This is a genomic window from Neobacillus sp. B4I6, from assembly GCF_050434045.1.
Classification (GTDB): domain Bacteria; phylum Bacillota; class Bacilli; order Bacillales; family Cytobacillaceae; genus Neobacillus.
On the sequence record NZ_JBNPWB010000002.1, the window covers coordinates 4,870,475 to 4,890,720 of the forward strand.

Here is a 20,246-nt window from a genome sequence, read left to right on the forward strand (position 1 = left end):
ACTTTTTACTCATGCCTGATCGAATCAGTAACACGTAAAAAAATAAGTGCTATTTAAATTTTTTTTGAAGTCGCTGCAAATGCATTGTTAAATATACTGCTTCTGCATCAAAGACTTTCAATTTTAATGATTGTTGCATCACTTTAATGAGCTTCCATGAGAGATTATAACATACTGGATATTCATCTTTCAATAGGGAAGCGATTTTTTCTGGTTCATCGACTTTTTCACCCTTAACTACTCTATCAATCGCAAAGCGAAGGTGACGAACAAGTCTCATATAATCGATTCCTTCTTTATCTATCTCTATTTCAAGCTGTTCTTCTACCATATCAACCAATCTGCTGACTAGTTGTGAATGTTGATTTACATCCGAAAGATTTTTATTTGTTAGCGCACTATGAATATGCAGGGCGATAAATCCTATTTCACCAATTGGAAGGCTAATTCCTGTCTTATCCTTAATAAGCTCCACGACATCTTTTGCCACTTCATACTCACGACGATAAAGCGCTTTCGTCTCCACTAAAAATGGATTTTTCAATTCCATCCCTTGCGAGATCCTCGTTAAAGCAAACATAAGATGGTCCGTTAACGCCACATGGATATGTTCATTTAGCATCGAATTTGTTCGTTGCTTGATTAATTCAATGGAGGCTATGATTACCTCTAAGTATTCGTTATCAATAAAAGGAAGCAATTTAATATAATTTTCTTGTTCCTTTTCATTTTTTAAGACAAAAAGTTTTTCCACTGAATCTGTTTCGATATAGTCCCCGCGCTTGCGATTAAAGCCAAGTCCTTTCCCAATCAAAACAACTTCACCATAGGAAGGGTGTTCAGCAATTAAAACATTATTATTTAAAACCTTTTCAATCAGCAGTTCTGCCATACCCAATTCCCCATTTCTACCTTTTAACCTATTATTTACAGGATAAAAGAGAGAAAACAGGAAGTCAACGACAAAGTTCGACTGCTACATGAACTTACGACTAGTAATTTATTCAAATTTCATCCCTCTCAACCCAATAAAAAAGAACTGTGGCAGCCCACAGTTCCTTTTGACTTATTTTAAGAAAATGAAATATAGTACAAAGATTACAAAGAAGAAGTACATGACCGGGTGTATTTCTTTTGTTCTGCCCTTTACGATCATTGTAATTGGGTAGAAGATAAACCCAACAGCAATACCAGTGGCAATACTGTAAGTCAGTGGCATCGCAATCATCGTTAAGAATGCTGGAACAGCAATCTCAAAACGCTGCCAATCAATTTTCCCTAATGAAGATACCATTAATACCCCTACAATAATTAACGCAGGTGCCGTTACAGGTGCTGTAACAACCGATAATAACGGAAAGAAGAATAACGATAAGATAAAGAATCCGGCTGTTACTAAAGCTGCAAACCCAGTTCTCGCTCCAGAGGCAACCCCTGCAGATGACTCAATATAAGACGTTGTTGTGGATGTACCAAGTACTGCACCGACAGTTGTTGCAATCGAATCCGAAATTAACGCGCGTCCAGCTCGAGGCAGTTTATTGTCTTTCATGATTCCCGCTTGGTTCGCTACTGCGACAAGTGTACCAGCATTGTCAAAGAAATCAACAAACAAGAAAGTTAGAATAATTCCAAGCATTGCAGTTGTATAAAAAGAACTATCTCCAAACGAAGAGAAGGCTGCACCAAAGGTCGGCGCTAAACTTGGAACTGAATCGACTACTTTATGCGGCATATCAATTAAGTTAAAGATCATTCCGACGATTACTGTGATGACCATTCCATAAAATACGGCACCATTAATACCTCTTGTCATCATAATTACTGTAACAACGATCCCAAAAATAGCAAGCAAAGTAGGTCCTGCTGTCAAATCGCCTAAACCAACAAGTGTTGCATCATTATTGACCACAATACCAGCATTTTGTAATCCGATAAAGGTAATGAATAAGCCAATCCCAGCACCAACGGCGTGTTTTAAATCAACTGGAATGGCGTTAATAATTTTTTCTCGCAGGCCAGTGAGCGTTAATAAGAAGAAAAACACACCTGAGATAAGGACTGCGCCAAGGGCATGCTGCCAAGGAATCCCGCTTCCTAATACAACTGTATAAGCAAAGAACGCATTCAAGCCCATTCCCGGGGCTAGTGCTAGTGGATACTTTCCAAGAAGTCCCATGACAATCGATCCTATCGCTGATGCGAGGGCTGTTGCCACAAATACGGCACCATAATCCATTCGTAAGGCATCAGGATAATCCTTTATTGATGCTAATGATAATGTTAACGGGTTAACAACTAGTATATAAGCCATCGCTAAGAAGGTGGTCAGTCCACCAATAAACTCGCGGCGATAATTTGTACCGTGTTTCTCAAACTCAAAATACTTCTGCATTTATTTTCCCCCTATGAATCTTTTCTTTATTATGCAAAAAAAAGCTCCGGCATATTCTACCGGAGCGTGACTTTAGGCATGTGCAAAAATAGAGGAAAGGAAGCTAGCCTCTTTATTAATGACACTGCCTCGTAGTCAAGCCATTTACGGTGGCTCGGTAGAAACTTTTGGGCCATATCCCCAAGATTATACGATGCAATTATTATATTCTCTTAACTCGTTTTTTATTTTAGCAGGAAAAAAATATCTTGTAAACAAAAAATACGAACGATTTTAAAATTAAAATTGAAATCGTTCGTGAATATTTCACTCCTAAAGAAATAAGAACCGGGACTATAGTCCTGGTTCTTACGCTATCGCTTTTCTTATTCCCACTCAATCGTTGCTGGCGGTTTGCTGGTAATGTCGTACACTACCCGGTTCACATGCGCTACTTCGTTAACAATACGCGTTGAAATTACTTCAAGGACATCCCACGGAATCCTTGCCCAATCGGATGTCATCCCGTCAATCGAAGTAACCGCTCGAATACCGATGGTATAATCGTAAGTTCTAGCATCACCCATTACTCCGACACTGCGAATGTCTGGAAGTACGGTGAAATACTGCCATATTTCTCGGTCAAGCCCAGCTTTTTTAATTTCCTCACGAAGGATCCAATCCGAGTCCCGAACGATTTCAAGTTTATCCTCTGAAATAGCTCCTAAGACACGAATCCCTAGACCTGGGCCAGGGAAAGGCTGTCTCCAGACGATATCATCCGGAATGCCAAGCTCTGTTCCAAGCGCACGGACTTCATCTTTAAACAAGGTGCTTAATGGTTCAATTAAAGTAAACTGCATATCTTCTGGAAGGCCGCCTACATTGTGATGTGATTTAATCGTCTGTGCCGTAGCTGTACCACTTTCAATGATATCGGTATAAAGCGTTCCTTGGGCTAAAAACTCGATGCCCTTAAGCTTTGTTGCTTCATCATCAAATACATAGATAAACTCATTGCCGATGATTTTCCGTTTCTTCTCTGGGTCAGAAACGCCTTCCAACTTCGATAGGAAACGTTCTTTAGCATCGACCTTGATTACATTCATATGGAAGCCTTCAGAGAAAGTCTTCATCACACTTTCTGCTTCATTTTTACGGAGAAGACCATGGTCCACAAAAATACAAGTTAGTTGGTCACCAATAGCTTTATGAATTAACACGGCAACAACTGAAGAGTCAACCCCGCCGCTTAAGGCACAAAGCACCTTTTTATCGCCAACCTGTTCGCGAATCTTCGCCATCTCGATTTCAATGTAATTCCCCATTGACCAATCGCCAGTGCTTTTACAAACGTTGAAAACAAAATTCCTAAGCAATTCATTCCCATAAACAGAATGACGTACTTCCGGATGAAACTGAACAGCGTAAAGCTTTCGTTCTTCATCACTCATTGCTGAAATCGGGCAGTGCGGGTTTGTTCCGTCAACAGTGAAACCTGCAGGGGCTTCTACCACAAGGTCGCCATGGCTCATCCACACGGTTTGCTCTTTAGGCAGGCCGCTAAATAGCGCTGATTCATGCTGCACCGTTATGGTTGCTTTCCCGTATTCACGCTGGTTTGCTTTTTCCACCTTCCCATTGAAATGGACAGTCATTAATTGCATCCCGTAACAAATTCCGAGGATTGGCAGACCCATTTCAAATATTTCTTCATCACATCGGAAGGAATTTTCATCGTACACACTGTTTGGTCCGCCGGAAAAAATAATCCCTGTTGGGTTTAATTGGCGAATTTCTTCTGCTGTAATCGTGTGCGGATGCAGTTCACTGTATACCCCGAACTCGCGGATCCTGCGAGTAATTAGCTGGTTATATTGACTCCCAAAATCTAATACAATAATCATTTCATGCTTTCCTGGCAAAGCATTCACCCCAATTTTCTAAAGATATAGTTATTATTAACCATAACAACAAATGATATAAAAAAAACTAGAATTCTCCCTCCATTTAAATATCAGGAAGGCAGAATTCTAGTTTTCTTGCAAAGTGCTCACAGAAAAATCCTGCCTTCATAGTCAGGTCATTATACGGTGACCCGGTAGAGACTCTCGAACCTTATTTTCGAGGATATATGAAGGAAACGTACATATTTTGAAAAGCGCACACCCATTTAGCGAATTCCGCTAATAACTTACGCTAGACATTGAATAGTACATATTGTAACAATAGGTCGTTTTTCTGGTCAAGCAATTGTTTTTTTGATTAAATTTTCCCACAATTCATGCGATTCTTCCCAAGTTCCCTTTGGCAGGTTTTGATGATACACATAATTTTCATAAATAGCTGTCAATCGGGACATCTCTCTCGTCGAAAAGAACGAATCAATATAACGGGCATAGTTCCTCAGTGTTTGGTTCTCCTTCCGCTTTAAACCGTAGCGATCGAACTGTTCTAATAAAGCCAGGTAGGCAGTCCCGAAACTTTCGTCCTTTTTCTTGAACCGATAAACCGCTAACAGCAAGTACGGAACCCACTTCCCACGGATCCGATAAAGAATCGTAGATACTCCTGCTAAGAGTATGAATATAAGGACCATCCGCTTCCAATTATTTTTCAAAAACAATTTAGAATCAGTCCATATTCTTTTGATATCAGAGAATTGATTCGAATCCTTTGACGCCTTCGTATCATCAAGATTTTCCTGCTGAGGCATTTTCACAGTTGGTGTGCTGGTTTGCGGATTAGATGATGATGTCGCTTTTGATTCATAATTGATGATGATCTCATTTGAAAAGCCCTTTGTCGGCTCAAATGGGACCCAGCCTTGATTCGGAAAAAAGACCTCCACCCAGGAGTGGGTATTATTATTTGTTACTTCATAAACCTGTACCCCTGAAGCCTCATCACTATATTGGAGAAAATCTCCGCCCGTAAACCCTTTGACCCAGCGAGTGGGAATCCCCAGTGTTCGAAGCATAACTGCCATGGATGAGGAGAAATTATCGCAATAACCCCTTTTTGTATCAAATAAAAACTGATCGACATAATCATCGTTGGTGTCAGGCACCGCAACATTTTTTTGGTCGTAGGTGTATTCCGCTTTTCCAAAATAACTTTCCACTGCCTTCGCTTTATCGAACCAATTCGATTTTGAGGCAGTAATTTCTTCTGCTAACTCTTTAACTCTTGGTGGCAGTTCCTCAGGCAGTCGGGTATACTTTTCATAAAATTCAGGGTTGATGCTCGTCGGATCAAAACTAGTTGTTTGCACTAAATCCTTTGCTTTATATTTGGGTGTTTCAAATTCAACTGTAAAGTCGCGAGGTACAACAGGAGCTTTGTTATGATTGTAAAAGCTGATTCTCTCATTTGTTGTATCGACCTCAAAGTCATTTCCAGCTGCATCAAGCGGCAGAATTTTTAACACTTTATTAATACCGGCAGGATACATAAGATAGTTATAATTATAACCTACATGGGTTAATACACGGGCAGTTTCCTTAATGGTCTCCACTGTTTTTGGCAATGAATAAACAGGGACCAAGTCTTCCTGACGGAAGGAAATGGGCGTTGTCCCAGATGTTAGCCAGCCTTTTCCTGTGTACACATCCTTCGTTTCCATCTTCCAATAATTTTTTCCGTTCGCTTCATAGTTAAAAACCGGGTTGTTGTCCCCTATAAATGGACCGCCTAAAGCCGAATCATTCGTTCCGTAGCCAATTCGATGCACACCACTAAGATTGCGTTCTGGAACTTTATCGTTATTAGCTGTTAAATAGGGAACAGGATCGGGCCATATCGGTTCAGCTTTTGGTGCTGCTATTCCAAGAAAAACACTAAATGCAATCATTCCTGCTAGCGGCACCATCCACTTTCGATAGAAAGCTGGCTCGGTGTTTACATTCTCCCTCTGGATAATCCGGTTAAACGTCAGCATCCCCATCACCGCAAAACCAGCCACCACTGTTCTGACAATCGCCGCTTTTGCGCTATAAGGGGTAAACGTATCCAACACGGTAATATAAATCAATGTCATAAAATAAAAGATAAATATTCGCTTCCGGTTTAAGAGCCAATAATGAATTAAATAGACCATTAGCCAAAGCAGCACAAAGAATAATAGTGTCCGGAACACATTGGATAAGTCGTTCCAGTCCCTTGCAGCGATCAAGCCAATATTATCGATCACATCCGTTAATAAGAACTTAACCCAGCCAAACTGAAAGAACCCTTCATCATAGTGGATGCGGTTGATAGAATATAAGATAAATATCATTTTAATCAGGTATTGCCAAATCCATTTTAGATGTAAAAAAGAGAGGGCAAACGAAATAATCAGGAAAATAATAAATGTTTCAATATGTTCCGTTTCCGTTAATTGTTCAACTGGACGAAGCCACTCCCATAATAATAGAAAACCAAACGTATATAACAGAAACGACGGATAATCCCTTTTAATCAAAAAAGTTCACCTCCGAAAAGGCTGCCTTGTGTTGACCTTCATGAACCATAACAATCCGCACCCCTCGTGCATTGGCCATTGCAATGAGTGATCTTTCGTTTTCTGTTGGGGATTCTTTCTCCCCCTTTATTAGAAAAAGCGTAATGGTTCCTCCTTTTCGTTGTCCAAGAAAACTTGCTTTTTCAATCAAGGGTTTGGTTATCTGTGCAGTGACAAGCATAAATGAAACCGTTTGTTGGATAAACAGACCATCTGTATCTAACACCTTTTCAAAAGGTGAGATACATTTCGCTTCTATTTTTGCTAAATGATAAAAGAGTTGCTGGAGATGCTGTTCTCCGCCTCGGATCGGGAACGATGCCCGCTCGCTGCTAATCGTTAATAGGCCTGTCTGGGCTCCTTTTTTCAAAATGGCCCGCAGCAAGGAGGCGGTAAACGATACAACCGGCTCAAAGTGCTTATCCGGTACACAATCCATGACAACGAACACGTCGTGTGATTGCCGCTGCTCAAATTCCTTCGTCATTAGTACGTTTCGTTTCGCAGAGGCTTTCCAGTTAATCCACGAAAATCGGTCACCAGGCTGGTAGTCCCTTACTCCCGTAGCCATTGAGGTATCACGCTGCACACGTTCCCTTGATGCAGTCAGCCCTTGATCATACTGCTTTTCGACTGGTCGATATAATAGCTCTGAATATGCTGGATAGACAATAATTTTCCCCTCTGCAGCTAACCTTTTTTCTTTTTCGAATAAGCCTAGCGGGTCACCGATTCTTACGGTAAAGGACTGAAAAAAATGTTCACCGCGCGGCAGCTCTTCAATGATATATTCATAAGAAAATTCCTTTTTCAATCCCGGTAAAAGAAGTGCCTTTGGTTTCTTTTGCTGATTGGCAAATTTCAAGGAATCATCTAAGTTGTCCTCGACAAGTAAATAAAATAACGGAAAGGATTTTGACCTTTTTACTGTAACTGCCACCCTTAAAGGTTCCCCCGCGTTGTAATCTAATTTTTGCAATGTTCTTGTGACTTCAAGTTCATTTAAGGAGTAGAAGGCTATGGCCACACAATAGATCGCAAAGGGTAAAAAGCTATAAAATAAAAACCAGCTGACAAAACCCCCTTGGAACATCGCGTAAGAAAAGGTTAATAGAATCAAAAAAAGTAACAGGATAAACTTCCACACTTTTTTGATTGGAATCCAGAGCTTTTTCATTCTATTTCACTAACCTTTGGACCGGTACAGGAACTCTTGCAACCACCTGGTTGACTATTTCTTCAGCAGTAATCCCTTCAAACTTTGCCTCTGATTTTAAAATGATCCGATGGGATAAGACAAAACGGGCCAAATATTGAATGTCATCAGGCAGGACATAATCACGTCCAAACATATACGCATAGGCCTGCGCTGCTTTCATTAAAGCAATTGAACCCCTTGGGCTTGCCCCAAGGTAGACGCTGCCATGTCCCCTAGTGCGATTGACAATGTCGACAATGTAACGCTTAATCGTATCATCGACGAAGACATCTTTAATTTCTTTTTGTAAATCGCGGAGGCCCTCAAGGTCAATCACTGGCGTTAAATCCTCAATCGGCGGGACCCTTTGTGCTCGGTTCAACACTTCCATTTCCTCTTGTAAGTCCGGGTAACCCATTCTCATTTTTAATAAAAAACGGTCAAGTTGTGCCTCAGGGAGCGGGTAAGTCCCTTCATATTCGATTGGGTTTTGCGTTGCCATAACGAAAAATGGCTTGTTCAGTTGATGAGTTATTCCATCAATGGTTACACTCGCTTCCTCCATCCCTTCTAAGAGTGCCGACTGTGTCTTCGGGGATGTCCGGTTAATTTCATCGGCAAGAATGATGTTCCCCATTAACGGACCGGGACGAAATTGAAATTCCATTTCTTTTGGATTATATATGGAGACTCCGGTTACATCGGATGGCAGTAGATCGGGTGTGAATTGAATTCTGCGGAAGTTGGCATTCACAGACTTTGCCAGGGCACGAACCATCATCGTTTTCCCGACACCTGGTACGTCTTCTAACAGCACATGGCCGCCAGCTAACAGGGCAACCAGACTAAGTTCAGCAACGTCTCTTTTTCCAATCATAACCTTTTCAATGTTTACGAGTATTTTTTCAATCACAGGATTTATTTGTTCAAGAGACAAGGTGACTCCTCCTAGGATGGTTACTATCTATTTGGGCATTCATCTAAGTATTCTATATACTCCTAAAATATTCCTTTATAAATAGATACACAATATACAAAACTAGGTAAATATTAGAGAAAGGTAGATTGGGGAAGGTTTAGGGAAGAACGAATAAAAAAAGCCTACTCCTATAAAAAGAGTAGACTTTGAATTCTTGAATGCTGGTTTAGAAATATGTTAAATGAATCTCTGCTTGACTACTCCGCATGTCCACCCATGGGTTAATTACACCCCAATCAAATTCTATTTGATTTTTAATTCCCAATTGTTCACCCAATAATGTAATTAACCATTTTCTATGTCTTTTAGCGATAGTCAAACCGTCTTCTTCAATTTCCGAATAAGCTCTAAGGATAACCTTACTTATTTTTTCATCAATAAATACTAATTGGATAAGAAATGATTCTGAATATATAGATTGTGGAGATAAAAAATGCACAAAATTATTGGAATTACCTTCTTTAATCTTAATGTTCAAATTTTCATTTCTAAAACTATTCAAAGTAGTCACGCTAGTAATAGTGATACCACCAACCTCCAGCGTTCCTGCCATTAATTTATCCATTATCTTGTTCCCTCTAACCTCACGATCGACTCTTGGTAAATTCAATTCATTTCCAATAAGTAAAGAGCCCGTAACCACTTGGTATTCATTTTCTTTTTCTTGTAAAACTTGGACTTTCTCTCCAGGATTTATATAATTTAAATAAAAATCAAAACAGCTTAGTAACAATTCATCCTATGTTTTAATTAGAACTTCTCTCGCTAATTCATAAAAGAGTTATTTATTTAATCTTTCATGTGTGCCGACATTGCGGGCTTAAAATCTATTTCTTTTCGGTTTGAAAATAATTCGATTTTTCTTATCGTTCCTGCAAACCTACTAATAAAAGCTTTATATTTTTTATTTTTAATAATAAATCCCTCACCACAAAATTTATAAATCTTCTGGATTAATAGCTGTTATTTCTTCCATGAGTTTTACCTTACTTTTAGGCACCCATCCAAGCCAAGTATCACGATCTACTCTTGGTAGATTTAAATCATTTCCTATAAGTAAAGAGCCTGTGGCCACTTGGTATTCATTTTCTTTTTCCTTTAAAATTTGGACTTTCTCTCCTTGGATCATTCCATAAAGAACGATACTTACACATTCGATTAATTCGCTAGGATTTACTATCTTTGTATATACACCGCTATTATAAAGATCTTCAAATGTACTATCAATTTTTCCTTTTTCTTCAGTTATAATCTTAATATTATTGTCCATATCCACAGTTATTTCATACTCAGTTCCTCTGTACTTACCATATATTCCTGACTTTACCATTACATTCACCTCTTTTTTTACTGAAGCAGTTTAAACATTTTTCCGTCAAAGATGGCAATAACTTCATCTTTGCCATCCACTACTTTGTGTAATTTCGCTCCTTCTCTTAAATCAATAAACTTATTTAATGTCCACTCAGGAATAACTTCATCATTTCTGGACGATGTAAAGCCATTTCCTGTCCATGGCCACTCATTATATTCCCATCCACTATATGGTTTATTCATCGTATGACCATATGGGATCTCTAAATTTTCTGGGGAGAGCATATCTGGGTTCTTTGCTTTAAATTCAATATAGCCATATCTATACCCATCCTCAGGATACGGTTTAACCACCACTTCTGCATAATCATCATAATAGGAATAATCTAATCTCATTGACTCTCGTACATGAGAATATTCATGAATATGTGAACTATCAACAGCCTTTGCAACAAATCCTTTGATAGAGGTATAATCTCCATCCAGATATTTCTGAATATCTTTTTCAGGTAAGTTCTTAATTAAGGTTGTATTTTTACCCGGACGCGAGACAGAATCACGAATATCTTGCATAATCTTCCTTTCATTATCATTTAGCAGGTAGTCAGGTTTTAATTTTAATTCTGTAAATTCATCAAAACTTATATTATGTTCTTTTAGTTTATTAGGAAGTATCTTATTAACAAAACTATCTGAGCTTAATTTACCAGTAGCAACCCTAGCCTCGCTATTCATTCCAATTTCCATTTTACTCCAGTATTGATCATATCGTTTGGCATCCTCTAGGCTCATTAAAACCGAAAATTTCTCTTGTAATCTAGATCCCTTAACAACATCAACCGTACCCGTCGAATTACCACTCCCAAGATTAACCCCATTAATCCGACTAAGCACTTCTTTCAGCTTATTCTCCACCGCATGGGTATTCTCAACAGGTATGCGCACCTTACCAACATCGCCAGCATTATCAATAGCCAAGCCCATTCTCCGCGAGGGGGTAATGTTTTTCGCCTGTGTAATAGCAGAGTCTACCAATCTTCCTGCTTCCACAGTATCTTTTACCAACTTGTTTTTCATCACACTTGTTGTATCTATTATTGCCGATGAGGCACTCTTCAAACGTGTGACCGATTGCTGACCAGCGGTTTTTACCATGTTGTCGATATGAGTCATTCCTTGATGGATACTCCCTTTAACTCCTGTCCGTAATCCGATCGTTCCGATATTCTCCCCTAGATGAGCGAGACGGACCGTGCTTGAGAATTTCGTTAACCCGCTGACACCGGGTACAATATCCAATGGGGCCAAAAGTCCGCGGAACCACCTTTCCGAAGTCCCTAGCTCCCGGTCTGACACCCAGTCCTTGCCGGAAACAGCTGAACTCAATTCCATTGCACCATAGGCTGCCCCTAAGGCCATACCTGCTGGAGGACAGATGAGTGTCGTCCCTACAATGACAACTAACGCTCCAATTTGCACCCAAAATTCTTTGTTTTCTTGCTGGTTCCGAATGGATTCATACTCAAAGGCACGTGTATTTAAAACGGCTTGTTGATATTCTTCTTGCGTGAAATCCCGGTCTGGATTAAGTTCTTTCCAAGCATCGTATTCAAGCTTCATTTGACTTGCATAGTAATTATCACCACTAAACAAGTCATCCAAGCTTACTTCCGTTTTAGGAACTTCAAAAGATTGAGCAGGACCGTAACCTGCATAGACATATTGAGTCTCTGTCGCTCCGACTCGATTCGTTGTCGTATAGTTGGAAATCGTTAAATCACGCATTGCCTCAACAAACGCATCCATATCTTCATAGAATGGCTGATCAATTGTGCGGTCAACAATTTCTCCGACCTTTCCAGTAAAGTTGTGTAAAATCTCGAAGTCTTCAAATAATCCTTGGTACCTGCTTTTTTGACTGGTGTGATGAAAGGATATAACCCCATCACTATCATAATTCGCGATATCAGACTCAGCATCCTCTAAATTATCACTTAGATCTTTCAGAGTATCAATCATCCCTTTGCCCCAGCGGCCCAGACCGATTAAATCGCCAATGCCGTCTTTCATCTTTTCCCAGTCTGATGGGATATATTTTACATCCATCACATCATACCCCCAGTTTTGCGATGATTTGTTCCGCGATTGCTTCGTCTGCCTGCATCATCGTATTTAGGATATCAATCACCAACGCAGCGGCACGGGAGTAATTATCGTATAAATCCATTACCTTCTGATTCGCTTCTGCATATACATCCATTGCTTTTTTTGCTTTTCCTTCTATGTAATAATCGATGTTCGCCAATTTTTCAATACTCGGAGTGGCATTGGTCTCTAGCTCCGTAATAATCCCCTGTAAAAGGGTGAAAATGGTTGTCATCTCATCAGAATTTATATTAATCAGCATTCTGGAACCGCCCCCATCAGCTTTAAGCATATGACTTCGCCTCCTTATAAGGGAAATCCATTTCGTCAAATAGGACCTTCAAAAACCAATATTGACTAGCATGGTAATATTTTTTATTTACAGTATCGACCATGATTAACTTTTCATTTTTCGTAAAAATCAGCCACTGCTGATAATAGTGCCAATTATATTGATCTTTATGTTCCTCCTTAAGATGGAAGAATTCTAGATTCATAAACATCTCTTCCGGCTCAAAACTCTCGGTCTCGCGTCTTTCTTGATTAGATAATTCTTTTTTTAAGAACGCTTTTTCCGTTTCAACCGGTTCTCTTACAATCACCGGAAAATGTTCACTTAACATTTTTAGAAGTGATACTTTAGAGGTGATACGTAACTGATAAGACCCCTGTCTTTCCAACTCCGCCAGAACAAAGACCTCATCACTTTCACGTTCATGGAAGGCAAAGAGAAGATTATTGATACGAACGTATTTCTTACTTTGATGATAAAATTCAATGGTTTGGATGATCAGGGCCCCAGATTTTGTTATCTTTCCCTCCGGTGTGATGATTTTCTTCTCAATCAATCGGTCATGTGCCTCTTTGAAAACCTCTTCGCCTTGTAATTGGTAAACTTCTTTCTCAGGTAAGCCAAAAAGAACAGTTCCGCCAAAAGCTGCCGCTAATAGGTATAATTCAGCCGCTGAAAACATATCTGTTGATTGTTCGATCATAAATTCTTCACTTCCCTCACTGAGCCGTCTTGAAGGAAATCATCTACGTAACCATCCAGGTTATTTAAGGCTTTTGTTTGTTTTGCGACAGCGGACTTCAGATCATGATGATATTTCTGAATGATTTCCAGATAACTTAAAAAGGAATCTCTAGATTTCCCGCTCCATTCCGCTGAATGAAGGTAAGAAATTAGTTGTTCACAAGATTCATAGGTTTGTTCAATCGATTGCTCTAATGCCTTCGCTGCGGCCTTCGCTTCATTTACTTTATCCCCGTCAATTCTAACGCTCCCCACTGATCAATCGCTCCAATCTCTCCTGTAGCTCGTTCAATTCCTTTTCTCTTCTTACTCTTTCCACTTCCGCCTCTTTAATGGCCAAATTTTTATAATGGACATATCGTTCATATGCCTTATTTTTCGCGGCAGCCAGTGAACTCCGCTTTTCCTGATCTGCCTGAAAACACTGCTTTAACTTTTCCGTTAGTTCTTCCCTGCTCGTTTCAAAATCATTTGAAGGTATTTTTGAATTTGATAGATTCGGAATAGCATCTAGATATGAACTGTAGGCTGCATTTGCTTCTGATACCTTATGATCGTGTTCCGAAATGGCACTCTTGAGTTTTTCATACAGCTCGTAATAATCATCTCTTTTTCTCTCCGAATCGCTTTTAAACCAATCAAACATGGACAGTCACTTCCTCTCTTTTTACACTAGGAGCAGCAATTTTGATCTTTTCTGCTTTGCCCTGTTTAATGTAATAGGCTTCATATGGAAGTAAATTTGGCTCTTTATATGGTCTAGTTAGGACCTCAAGAATGTTCTGCTCCGTAATTCTGCCAATCAAGATGCCGGTCTTTTGTTTCTTCACCATGGTCGCGATATCATCGTATTGCCTTTCTAATGCGCCATGGACAGCTCCGACAACAAAATGAATGCCTGCGCGAGCTCCCGTGTCCATTAGTTTTACTAGAATCGATTGTTCTGTAAAGGACATCGATTCGATCACGAATGACACATCGGTTATGAAGACAACCATTGGGCGGATCTCCTTCAGAAAATCATTCCTAGTTGCACGGCCATTGGTGGCCATTTGAACTTGACGGAAGGCATCTTCCCTTGTTTCAAATAATTGCTGAAGCCGCTCGATAAACTCCTCCATTGAACCGGCATGGTCTGCATAAAGATTGACATTTTCCTTATACATTCTAAATCTTGACGCAGCATTGTCGATTAGCCCCACATCGATGTGATGATTAACAGAGATACTTGCGATTAGAGTTAGATAGGCTTGTTCCACTGCATCGATTCGATCACTTAAAAGTAAGGTGGTATGATCTTTAACGACACTTAATTCGACAGGTTCGACATTTTCAAAATCTACCGCAAACGGTATGCCGCCTTTGGTTAAAATGGCTTTGGTTTCCGGTTTCTCAATAAAAGCTGTGAAGTCAAGGATTTCCGGAACCATTGGGATCGGCAATGGCAGCTTGCCCTTCCAAGCGTTCCGCATTGCTTGACTCTCTTCTTGAATCTGTTTAATAATCGCTAGCGTATCTTCTCCTTTGACAGGAAGAGCCGTTTGAAACAAGGTTGGCTGCTCTAATTTAAGTAAACCGCGTCCTGGAACTTCTTCAATCGTTAACTCTGTTCTTCCGACAATATTCCGCGGCTCCATACTATCAATCATAAACAACGAAATTTGATGCTTAATATTTGCCAGAACTGGTGCCCGCATGGCACTTTGCCGCCCCGCACTGATCACCATATGGATTCCTGTACTGACACCTTCCCGTGCAATCTGTGCCGCTATTCTCTCAAAATCGTCCCGATAGGCAGCATCGACGATGGAATCAAATGTATCGATGACTAATACAATGACGGGGACTTCTTCCCCACTCGCCTGTTCATACATTTGAATATTTGCCACACCATACCTGCTTAATTTTTGTTTTCGCTCTTTTAACTCATTGTGCAGGCGGCGGAAAAGCTTTCCTAGTTTGATTTCCTCATCTACCATAATCGTATCGGCTGTATGCGGTAATTCCCGCAATGGCAGCAAACCATTTGTCCCGAGGTCGATCAAATAGAAATGGACTCTCTCGGGACTGTGCTGTCGAGCGATATCCATGGCCACACTTTGTAAAAAGGTAGACTTCCCATACCCAGGACTCGCAAACACAGCAAGATGGCCATCTTTAGAAAGGTCCAAGGTCAGTGGTTTTTGTGCTTGCCTTTCAGGCAGATCTAGAAAACCGAATGTCACTTCTAACGATCTCTTCTTTTGATCCCAAGCTTTTGTGTAGTTCACTTCCTTTAAATCTGGAAGGAAAATCCGCTCCTCTAATGGCGGCAGCCATGGTCTTTGAAGTTCAGCAATCCTTTTTTCCGTTGCATAGGCTTGAATATAATCAACAACCGCATCCAGTTCTGTTGGAACTTTTTTAATGTCTTTCTTATTTGATAGTCCACTTAAATCATGCGAGAGGATGTCATATTGGCCAAGTTCATTAATGGCGTAAATCGTTGTGTCCAGTAAGTCTTGTTCGTTTTTATCAGGAATATAATCAGCCCCGCTCCAGGCACTTTGAAATAGTTCATAAATTTCATTGTTGCCGACCTGTAAATAGGCACGACCAGGAAGTGTGATATTCGCCGCATCCGGCGTTTTCAAGATCTCTGTCGAATCGCTGGCGTTTTGAACTTTGAGTGCCAGCTTGAATTTAGAGTTGGACCATATTTGGTCATCCACCACACCACTCGGTTTTTGTGTAGCCAGAATCAAATGAATCCCAAGGGAACGTCCAATACGGGCTGTCGAAACAAGTTCCTTCATAAATTCGGGCTGCTCAGATTTGAGCTCGGCGAATTCATCTGATATTAAAAATAAATGAGGCATCGGCTCTCTAGCCTCACCTGATTTATACAGTTTTTGATATTGATTGATGTGGTTGACATCATGTTCGCTAAATAACCGCTGGCGCCTTTGTAATTCTGCTTTAATCGATGCAAGAGCCCGCATCGATTGCGTACCGTCCAAATTTGTAATCGTTCCTAATAAATGCGGGAGATTTTTAAATAAATTTGCCATCCCTCCGCCTTTATAATCAATGAGCAGAAAAGAAGCTTCATGCGGATGAAAGTTTACCGCAAGTGAGAGAATATATGACTGAATAATTTCTGATTTTCCAGAGCCAGTCGTCCCAGCCACTAAACCATGTGGTCCATGTGCTTTTTCATGGAGGTTCAAATGGACAAGATCTTCTTTCCCACGCATTCCCAGAGGAACAGCCAGGCTTTTATAGGTTTCATTTTGTGTCCATCGCCCATCAATACCGAGCTCCTCCACTTTCTCTACACCATACATTTCGAGAAAGGTCACGCTTTCTGGAATCGAATTTTTTAAATTTTGCAGGTGATTAAGCGATGCCAATGCCCGTGAAAAATCTTCTTTATGAAAGCCTTCCGAAAAACGATCGGGTGTAAATCGTCGATTGACTAATTCACCTTTCTCAAGGATCATCATTCCGGTTGTGGCATCACGAATATCAATAACCGTTTTCACTTGTTCCGGAAGAGACTGCATGACATCCTGTACGAATACAAGAGAAACACCTAATTCACTCGGGTCTTCATTAAAGTATTCCATCACGGAATGATCCAATATCATTTTTTCATCGGTTATTAACACAACAAAATGAGGAGTGAAATGAATTTTTTCACTTTTATTACTTTTCTCATTGATAGCAAGCTTGCGTTCTTTTAATATCTGATAAAGGGAGTTAAGGACCTGATCACGAGAACGTTCGTGATAAACAAATCCCCTTACGTTTAGTTCTCGTAAACTAGCATGCGGGAGCCAGCGCATCCATTCCCATTTACCTTTTTCCGCTTCAGGAAAGATCGTGACAAACTGAACATCATGGTAACTGTGAAATAAAGCAGCCTGCATCACCAGCATTTGTAACTGTTCCAGCACAAGCGGACGCTGTCCAATGTACCCCACAGGTCCATTCATTAATGATGTCGCTGCCGGTACATCTTCTAATGTGAGGTACTGAGCCCTAAGATTGCGGGCTGCATCCACCAGTTCATCCTTATCAAGGGTAAACTCCTCGATATTGAATTCGACCTCAAAGCTCGAATCAACCCTCCCTAATCCAACACGATACATAAGGAAGTCATGATGCAAGCTGGTTTTTTCATAAATTCGGGGATCAACCTTCATCGCCATCACACGCAATTGCTCCACATCTGGAAAGTGATAATAGAGGGCATACCGCTGTTCTTCACTAGCTTGGTATAATTGCTGTGTTTTCTGTTTCAAGTACTCGCGGTAGCTTATATCCCGCTCTTTAAAACTTAAGCGGTATTGCTTCAGACTTTTTAGATAGGATGTGATTGAAAAAATGACCGTCGTTACTGTCATAGCAAGCATAATGATGATATAAAACCCATTCGACAGAAACAATGAGACCATGATCATCGCTGCAATCATCACAAGCGGCGGAACAATCACCCGTGCCAGCTGTTCACTCGGTTTTCCAGGTTTATTAGAGGGTTTAGCAATTTTTCGTTTTTCCTCTGGCTCACGGTATATAATCCTTGGTGAACGATGATAATCAGGGTAATGACTGCCGAAATCATGGTGAACGTCAAATAAACGAACTAATTTCGTTGTTATGATGGAGTCGACTCCTAGAATTTCAAGGTCCTCCTGACCAATCTTCATCATCATCCCGTCAAAAAAAAGCTGGTCTCCTGGTTCTAGCAGCACCACACCTGTTGTCCGAACATAATTGTGGTAAATTTGACCTTCGAAGATTTCAAGTTTAAAAGGATCGCCCAAATGCTCGCGAATCAGTACAAAATCGAGGGCAGCGTTCTCGATTTTTACATCATCGTAATCATTAGCACCAAAAGTAATACTATAGTTTTCTGTTGTATCGTATACACACCGCTCCGCTTCTTCCTTGATATAAACCTGGATCGCCTCGTCATGAGTGTTTAATGTAAGGCATTCGTTAACCTGCAGCTGCTGATTACCGATTAAGCATTCAGCTCCATCCCACATAATAGACAATCCTGGATTTAAATCGAGAAAGGTAATCGTGTTGGAACGATCATTTCCAACTGTTATTGTTTTTGGTTCATTTATCGTTAAATGGCATTTGTGCAAATGATCTTTATAGCTCAGCAGTAATAATCGTTGTGCCATCTTTCTCTCCCTCAGTTCTGCTGGTTTAGGATGGAGTCCAGACCATATTTTTCAGCATATGTATTATATTGTTCTTGATATTTTTGAACCTTCTTTTCACGCTCTGTCCCAGTTAAATCAGGGTCATTTTTTGCCTGTTCGATCTGTTTGATTAGTCCATACATGATTAATTGAGGATCATCAATATACTTGGCAAGGTCGATTGTTCTAGCAAAATCGCCCCGGCCATTGTAAATCCAATACAACAAATAATCAGGATCACTTTTTATACTAATATTTTTCAAGATGACCTCTTTCTGATCTTCCGAAAGCTTCTCAGTTTTAATGAAAGAATAAGCAAGAACATACTTACTAGTATCTGGTAATTTTTCTGGTGTTTGGTGTTCTAAATCATTAATGACGTTCCCATAATCTAAGGATAAAAAATGACGATCTGCTTTGAGGAGATCTTCCTGAAAAGGTGTTTTTACAAAACTCAGATAGACGAGCGGCACGGCCAATATAACGGCAAGAGCAATCATAGTAAAAGTTAATTGTTTAAACAGGCGAAATCGCTTTGAAGGTACATGTACCATGGTTTTTTCCAGCTCTATTTTTTCCTTTATGTACTGTTCTTCCAAAAACTTGATTAAAGCATCAAAATCATCTAGTTCCTCCACTTGACGTTCAAATGGAGTATCCTTAGCATTTTTCAATGAACCAGAATAGAGCTCGTCAAAGGTATACTTTTTTGAAAATAAGGCGACGATTAAACATTTATATTGGAGTAATAATTTTCCTTCATTCAGCTCATGTGGGGGAATCAACTCCCGGATACCGCGAAACACGATAGATGGTAAAAGATTATCATCAAAAATCAGATTGTTGGGATGTAAGAAGAAGGTCATGCGCGTGGTTAAGATTTTTTTGAATCGAGCTAGATTGTACAACAGGCGTAGTTTATCTTTCCGGTTTAGCTTTTGTACATCTTCCCATGTGTTAGCCCTTGGGTCGACTTCAAAAGAGAAGGTAAACATATCGTCTCCTGCTTCAACCATTGCGGGTACGAATAAGTCTGAGTCGTTATTGATTAAAGCCAATTGGCGAACATCTTTTACTCGTGTTTGTGATTTCGGCAAGTTCAGCTGCCAGCTATTGTTAAGAATGAGAAACTTGTATGTGATTGACTCCCATTGGATGCTTATTTCATTCATGAGTTCTGACTCCTTCCTGCGAAACAGGCGCCATTTTCAGAAAGATTAGTGCCTGTTTCTATATACTTATAAAACTAGTAAAAGGTCTCCATTGGTTACCGGGTAATCGATAAGCCGATCGTCATCTGCTAATAAGAGATTTTTATTGGAAAGCTTTACTGCAAACAGAGGTGCCATTGTAAGATCAAGATTTAAGGTTTCTGCCAAATTTACCAGCAGTTGATTAATCGGTTGGTGCGCAGGAATTCTTACGTCATACTGCCCTTTGCCCCATCTGCTAAAATCAACGGTCACGTTAACATGTGTTTGACTAGGCATGGTGGCCC

Annotated in this window: 16 protein-coding genes and 2 riboswitches; all 16 genes read right to left on the minus strand. The window is 40.1% G+C overall.

Features of this window, described 5'->3' with window-relative positions:
• Window positions 1-49 precede the first annotated feature (49 nt).
• The 16 genes from glcT to QF028_RS26280 all read right to left on the minus strand — a co-directional run bounded on the left by glcT (window position 50) and on the right by QF028_RS26280 (window position 20,238).
• Window positions 50-892: a glucose PTS transporter transcription antiterminator GlcT gene (glcT, locus tag QF028_RS26205; RefSeq protein WP_429470259.1), complete on the minus strand. Its 843-nt coding sequence runs from the start codon at window positions 890-892 to the stop codon at window positions 50-52.
• Window positions 893-1,066: 174 nt separating this feature from the next.
• Complete coding sequence (locus tag QF028_RS26210) at window positions 1,067-2,395, minus strand: NCS2 family permease (RefSeq protein ID WP_088085133.1); 1,329 nt, start codon at window positions 2,393-2,395, stop codon at window positions 1,067-1,069.
• Between the two features lie 112 nt (window positions 2,396-2,507).
• Window positions 2,508-2,609, minus strand: a riboswitch (purine riboswitch).
• A gap of 151 nt (window positions 2,610-2,760) precedes the next feature.
• Window positions 2,761-4,281: a glutamine-hydrolyzing GMP synthase gene (gene guaA, locus QF028_RS26215; protein ID WP_429472557.1), complete on the minus strand. Its 1,521-nt coding sequence runs from the start codon at window positions 4,279-4,281 to the stop codon at window positions 2,761-2,763.
• A gap of 148 nt (window positions 4,282-4,429) precedes the next feature.
• Window positions 4,430-4,532: riboswitch (purine riboswitch) on the minus strand.
• 87 nt (window positions 4,533-4,619) lie between these two features.
• Window positions 4,620-6,839, minus strand: a complete 2,220-nt coding sequence (locus QF028_RS26220) for a DUF4129 domain-containing transglutaminase family protein (protein ID WP_429470261.1) — start codon at window positions 6,837-6,839, stop codon at window positions 4,620-4,622.
• Window positions 6,832-8,055, minus strand: coding sequence for a DUF58 domain-containing protein (locus tag QF028_RS26225; protein ID WP_429470263.1), 1,224 nt, complete (start codon window positions 8,053-8,055; stop codon window positions 6,832-6,834). The genes QF028_RS26220 and QF028_RS26225 overlap by 8 nt, the downstream gene beginning before the upstream one ends.
• A 1-nt stretch (window position 8,056) precedes the next feature.
• A complete protein-coding gene (locus tag QF028_RS26230) occupies window positions 8,057-9,013 on the minus strand; it encodes an AAA family ATPase (protein WP_429470265.1) in 957 nt (318 codons plus the stop codon).
• A 208-nt stretch (window positions 9,014-9,221) separates the two neighbouring features.
• On the minus strand, window positions 9,222-9,788 hold the full coding sequence (locus QF028_RS26235; protein ID WP_429470267.1) for a hypothetical protein: 567 nt from the start codon (window positions 9,786-9,788) through the stop codon (window positions 9,222-9,224).
• 204 nt (window positions 9,789-9,992) lie between these two features.
• Window positions 9,993-10,385: a hypothetical protein gene (locus QF028_RS26240; protein ID WP_429470269.1), complete on the minus strand. Its 393-nt coding sequence runs from the start codon at window positions 10,383-10,385 to the stop codon at window positions 9,993-9,995.
• Window positions 10,386-10,402: 17 nt separating this feature from the next.
• Window positions 10,403-12,478, minus strand: coding sequence for a hypothetical protein (locus tag QF028_RS26245; protein WP_429470271.1), 2,076 nt, complete (start codon window positions 12,476-12,478; stop codon window positions 10,403-10,405).
• 1 nt (window position 12,479) lies between these two features.
• A complete protein-coding gene (locus tag QF028_RS26250) occupies window positions 12,480-12,806 on the minus strand; it encodes a hypothetical protein (RefSeq protein WP_429470273.1) in 327 nt (108 codons plus the stop codon).
• Entirely contained in the window at window positions 12,799-13,509 is a 711-nt protein-coding gene (locus tag QF028_RS26255) for a DUF5081 family protein (protein WP_429470275.1), read from the minus strand. Before QF028_RS26255 ends, QF028_RS26250 begins: the two co-directional genes overlap by 8 nt.
• Complete coding sequence (locus tag QF028_RS26260; protein WP_429470277.1) at window positions 13,506-13,805, minus strand: WXG100 family type VII secretion target; 300 nt, start codon at window positions 13,803-13,805, stop codon at window positions 13,506-13,508. The genes QF028_RS26255 and QF028_RS26260 overlap by 4 nt, the downstream gene beginning before the upstream one ends.
• Entirely contained in the window at window positions 13,792-14,196 is a 405-nt protein-coding gene (locus QF028_RS26265) for a chorismate synthase (protein ID WP_429470279.1), read from the minus strand. The genes QF028_RS26260 and QF028_RS26265 overlap by 14 nt, the downstream gene beginning before the upstream one ends.
• Complete coding sequence (gene essC / locus QF028_RS26270) at window positions 14,189-18,727, minus strand: type VII secretion protein EssC (protein WP_429470281.1); 4,539 nt, start codon at window positions 18,725-18,727, stop codon at window positions 14,189-14,191. Before essC ends, QF028_RS26265 begins: the two co-directional genes overlap by 8 nt.
• Window positions 18,728-18,738: 11 nt before the next feature.
• Window positions 18,739-19,920, minus strand: a complete 1,182-nt coding sequence (gene essB, locus QF028_RS26275; RefSeq protein ID WP_429470283.1) for a type VII secretion protein EssB — start codon at window positions 19,918-19,920, stop codon at window positions 18,739-18,741.
• 66 nt (window positions 19,921-19,986) lie between these two features.
• Entirely contained in the window at window positions 19,987-20,238 is a 252-nt protein-coding gene (locus tag QF028_RS26280) for an EsaB/YukD family protein (protein ID WP_088085120.1), read from the minus strand.
• Window positions 20,239-20,246: the final 8 nt, after the last annotated feature.

Coding starts and splice junctions, on each gene's coding strand:
- glcT (WP_429470259.1), bottom strand. CDS start 892: ATGGCAGAACTGCTGATTGAAAAGGTTTTAAATAATAATGTTTTAATT.
- QF028_RS26255 (WP_429470275.1), bottom strand. CDS start 13,509: ATGATCGAACAATCAACAGATATGTTTTCAGCGGCTGAATTATACCTA.
- QF028_RS26280 (WP_088085120.1), bottom strand. CDS start 20,238: ATGCCTAGTCAAACACATGTTAACGTGACCGTTGATTTTAGCAGATGG.
- QF028_RS26240 (WP_429470269.1), bottom strand. CDS start 10,385: ATGGTAAAGTCAGGAATATATGGTAAGTACAGAGGAACTGAGTATGAA.
- essB (WP_429470283.1), bottom strand. CDS start 19,920: ATGAATGAAATAAGCATCCAATGGGAGTCAATCACATACAAGTTTCTC.
- QF028_RS26250 (WP_429470273.1), bottom strand. CDS start 12,806: ATGCTTAAAGCTGATGGGGGCGGTTCCAGAATGCTGATTAATATAAAT.
- QF028_RS26265 (WP_429470279.1), bottom strand. CDS start 14,196: ATGTTTGATTGGTTTAAAAGCGATTCGGAGAGAAAAAGAGATGATTAT.
- essC (WP_429470281.1), bottom strand. CDS start 18,727: ATGGCACAACGATTATTACTGCTGAGCTATAAAGATCATTTGCACAAA.
- QF028_RS26210 (WP_088085133.1), bottom strand. CDS start 2,395: ATGCAGAAGTATTTTGAGTTTGAGAAACACGGTACAAATTATCGCCGC.
- guaA (WP_429472557.1), bottom strand. CDS start 4,281: ATGATTATTGTATTAGATTTTGGGAGTCAATATAACCAGCTAATTACT.
- QF028_RS26225 (WP_429470263.1), bottom strand. CDS start 8,055: ATGAAAAAGCTCTGGATTCCAATCAAAAAAGTGTGGAAGTTTATCCTG.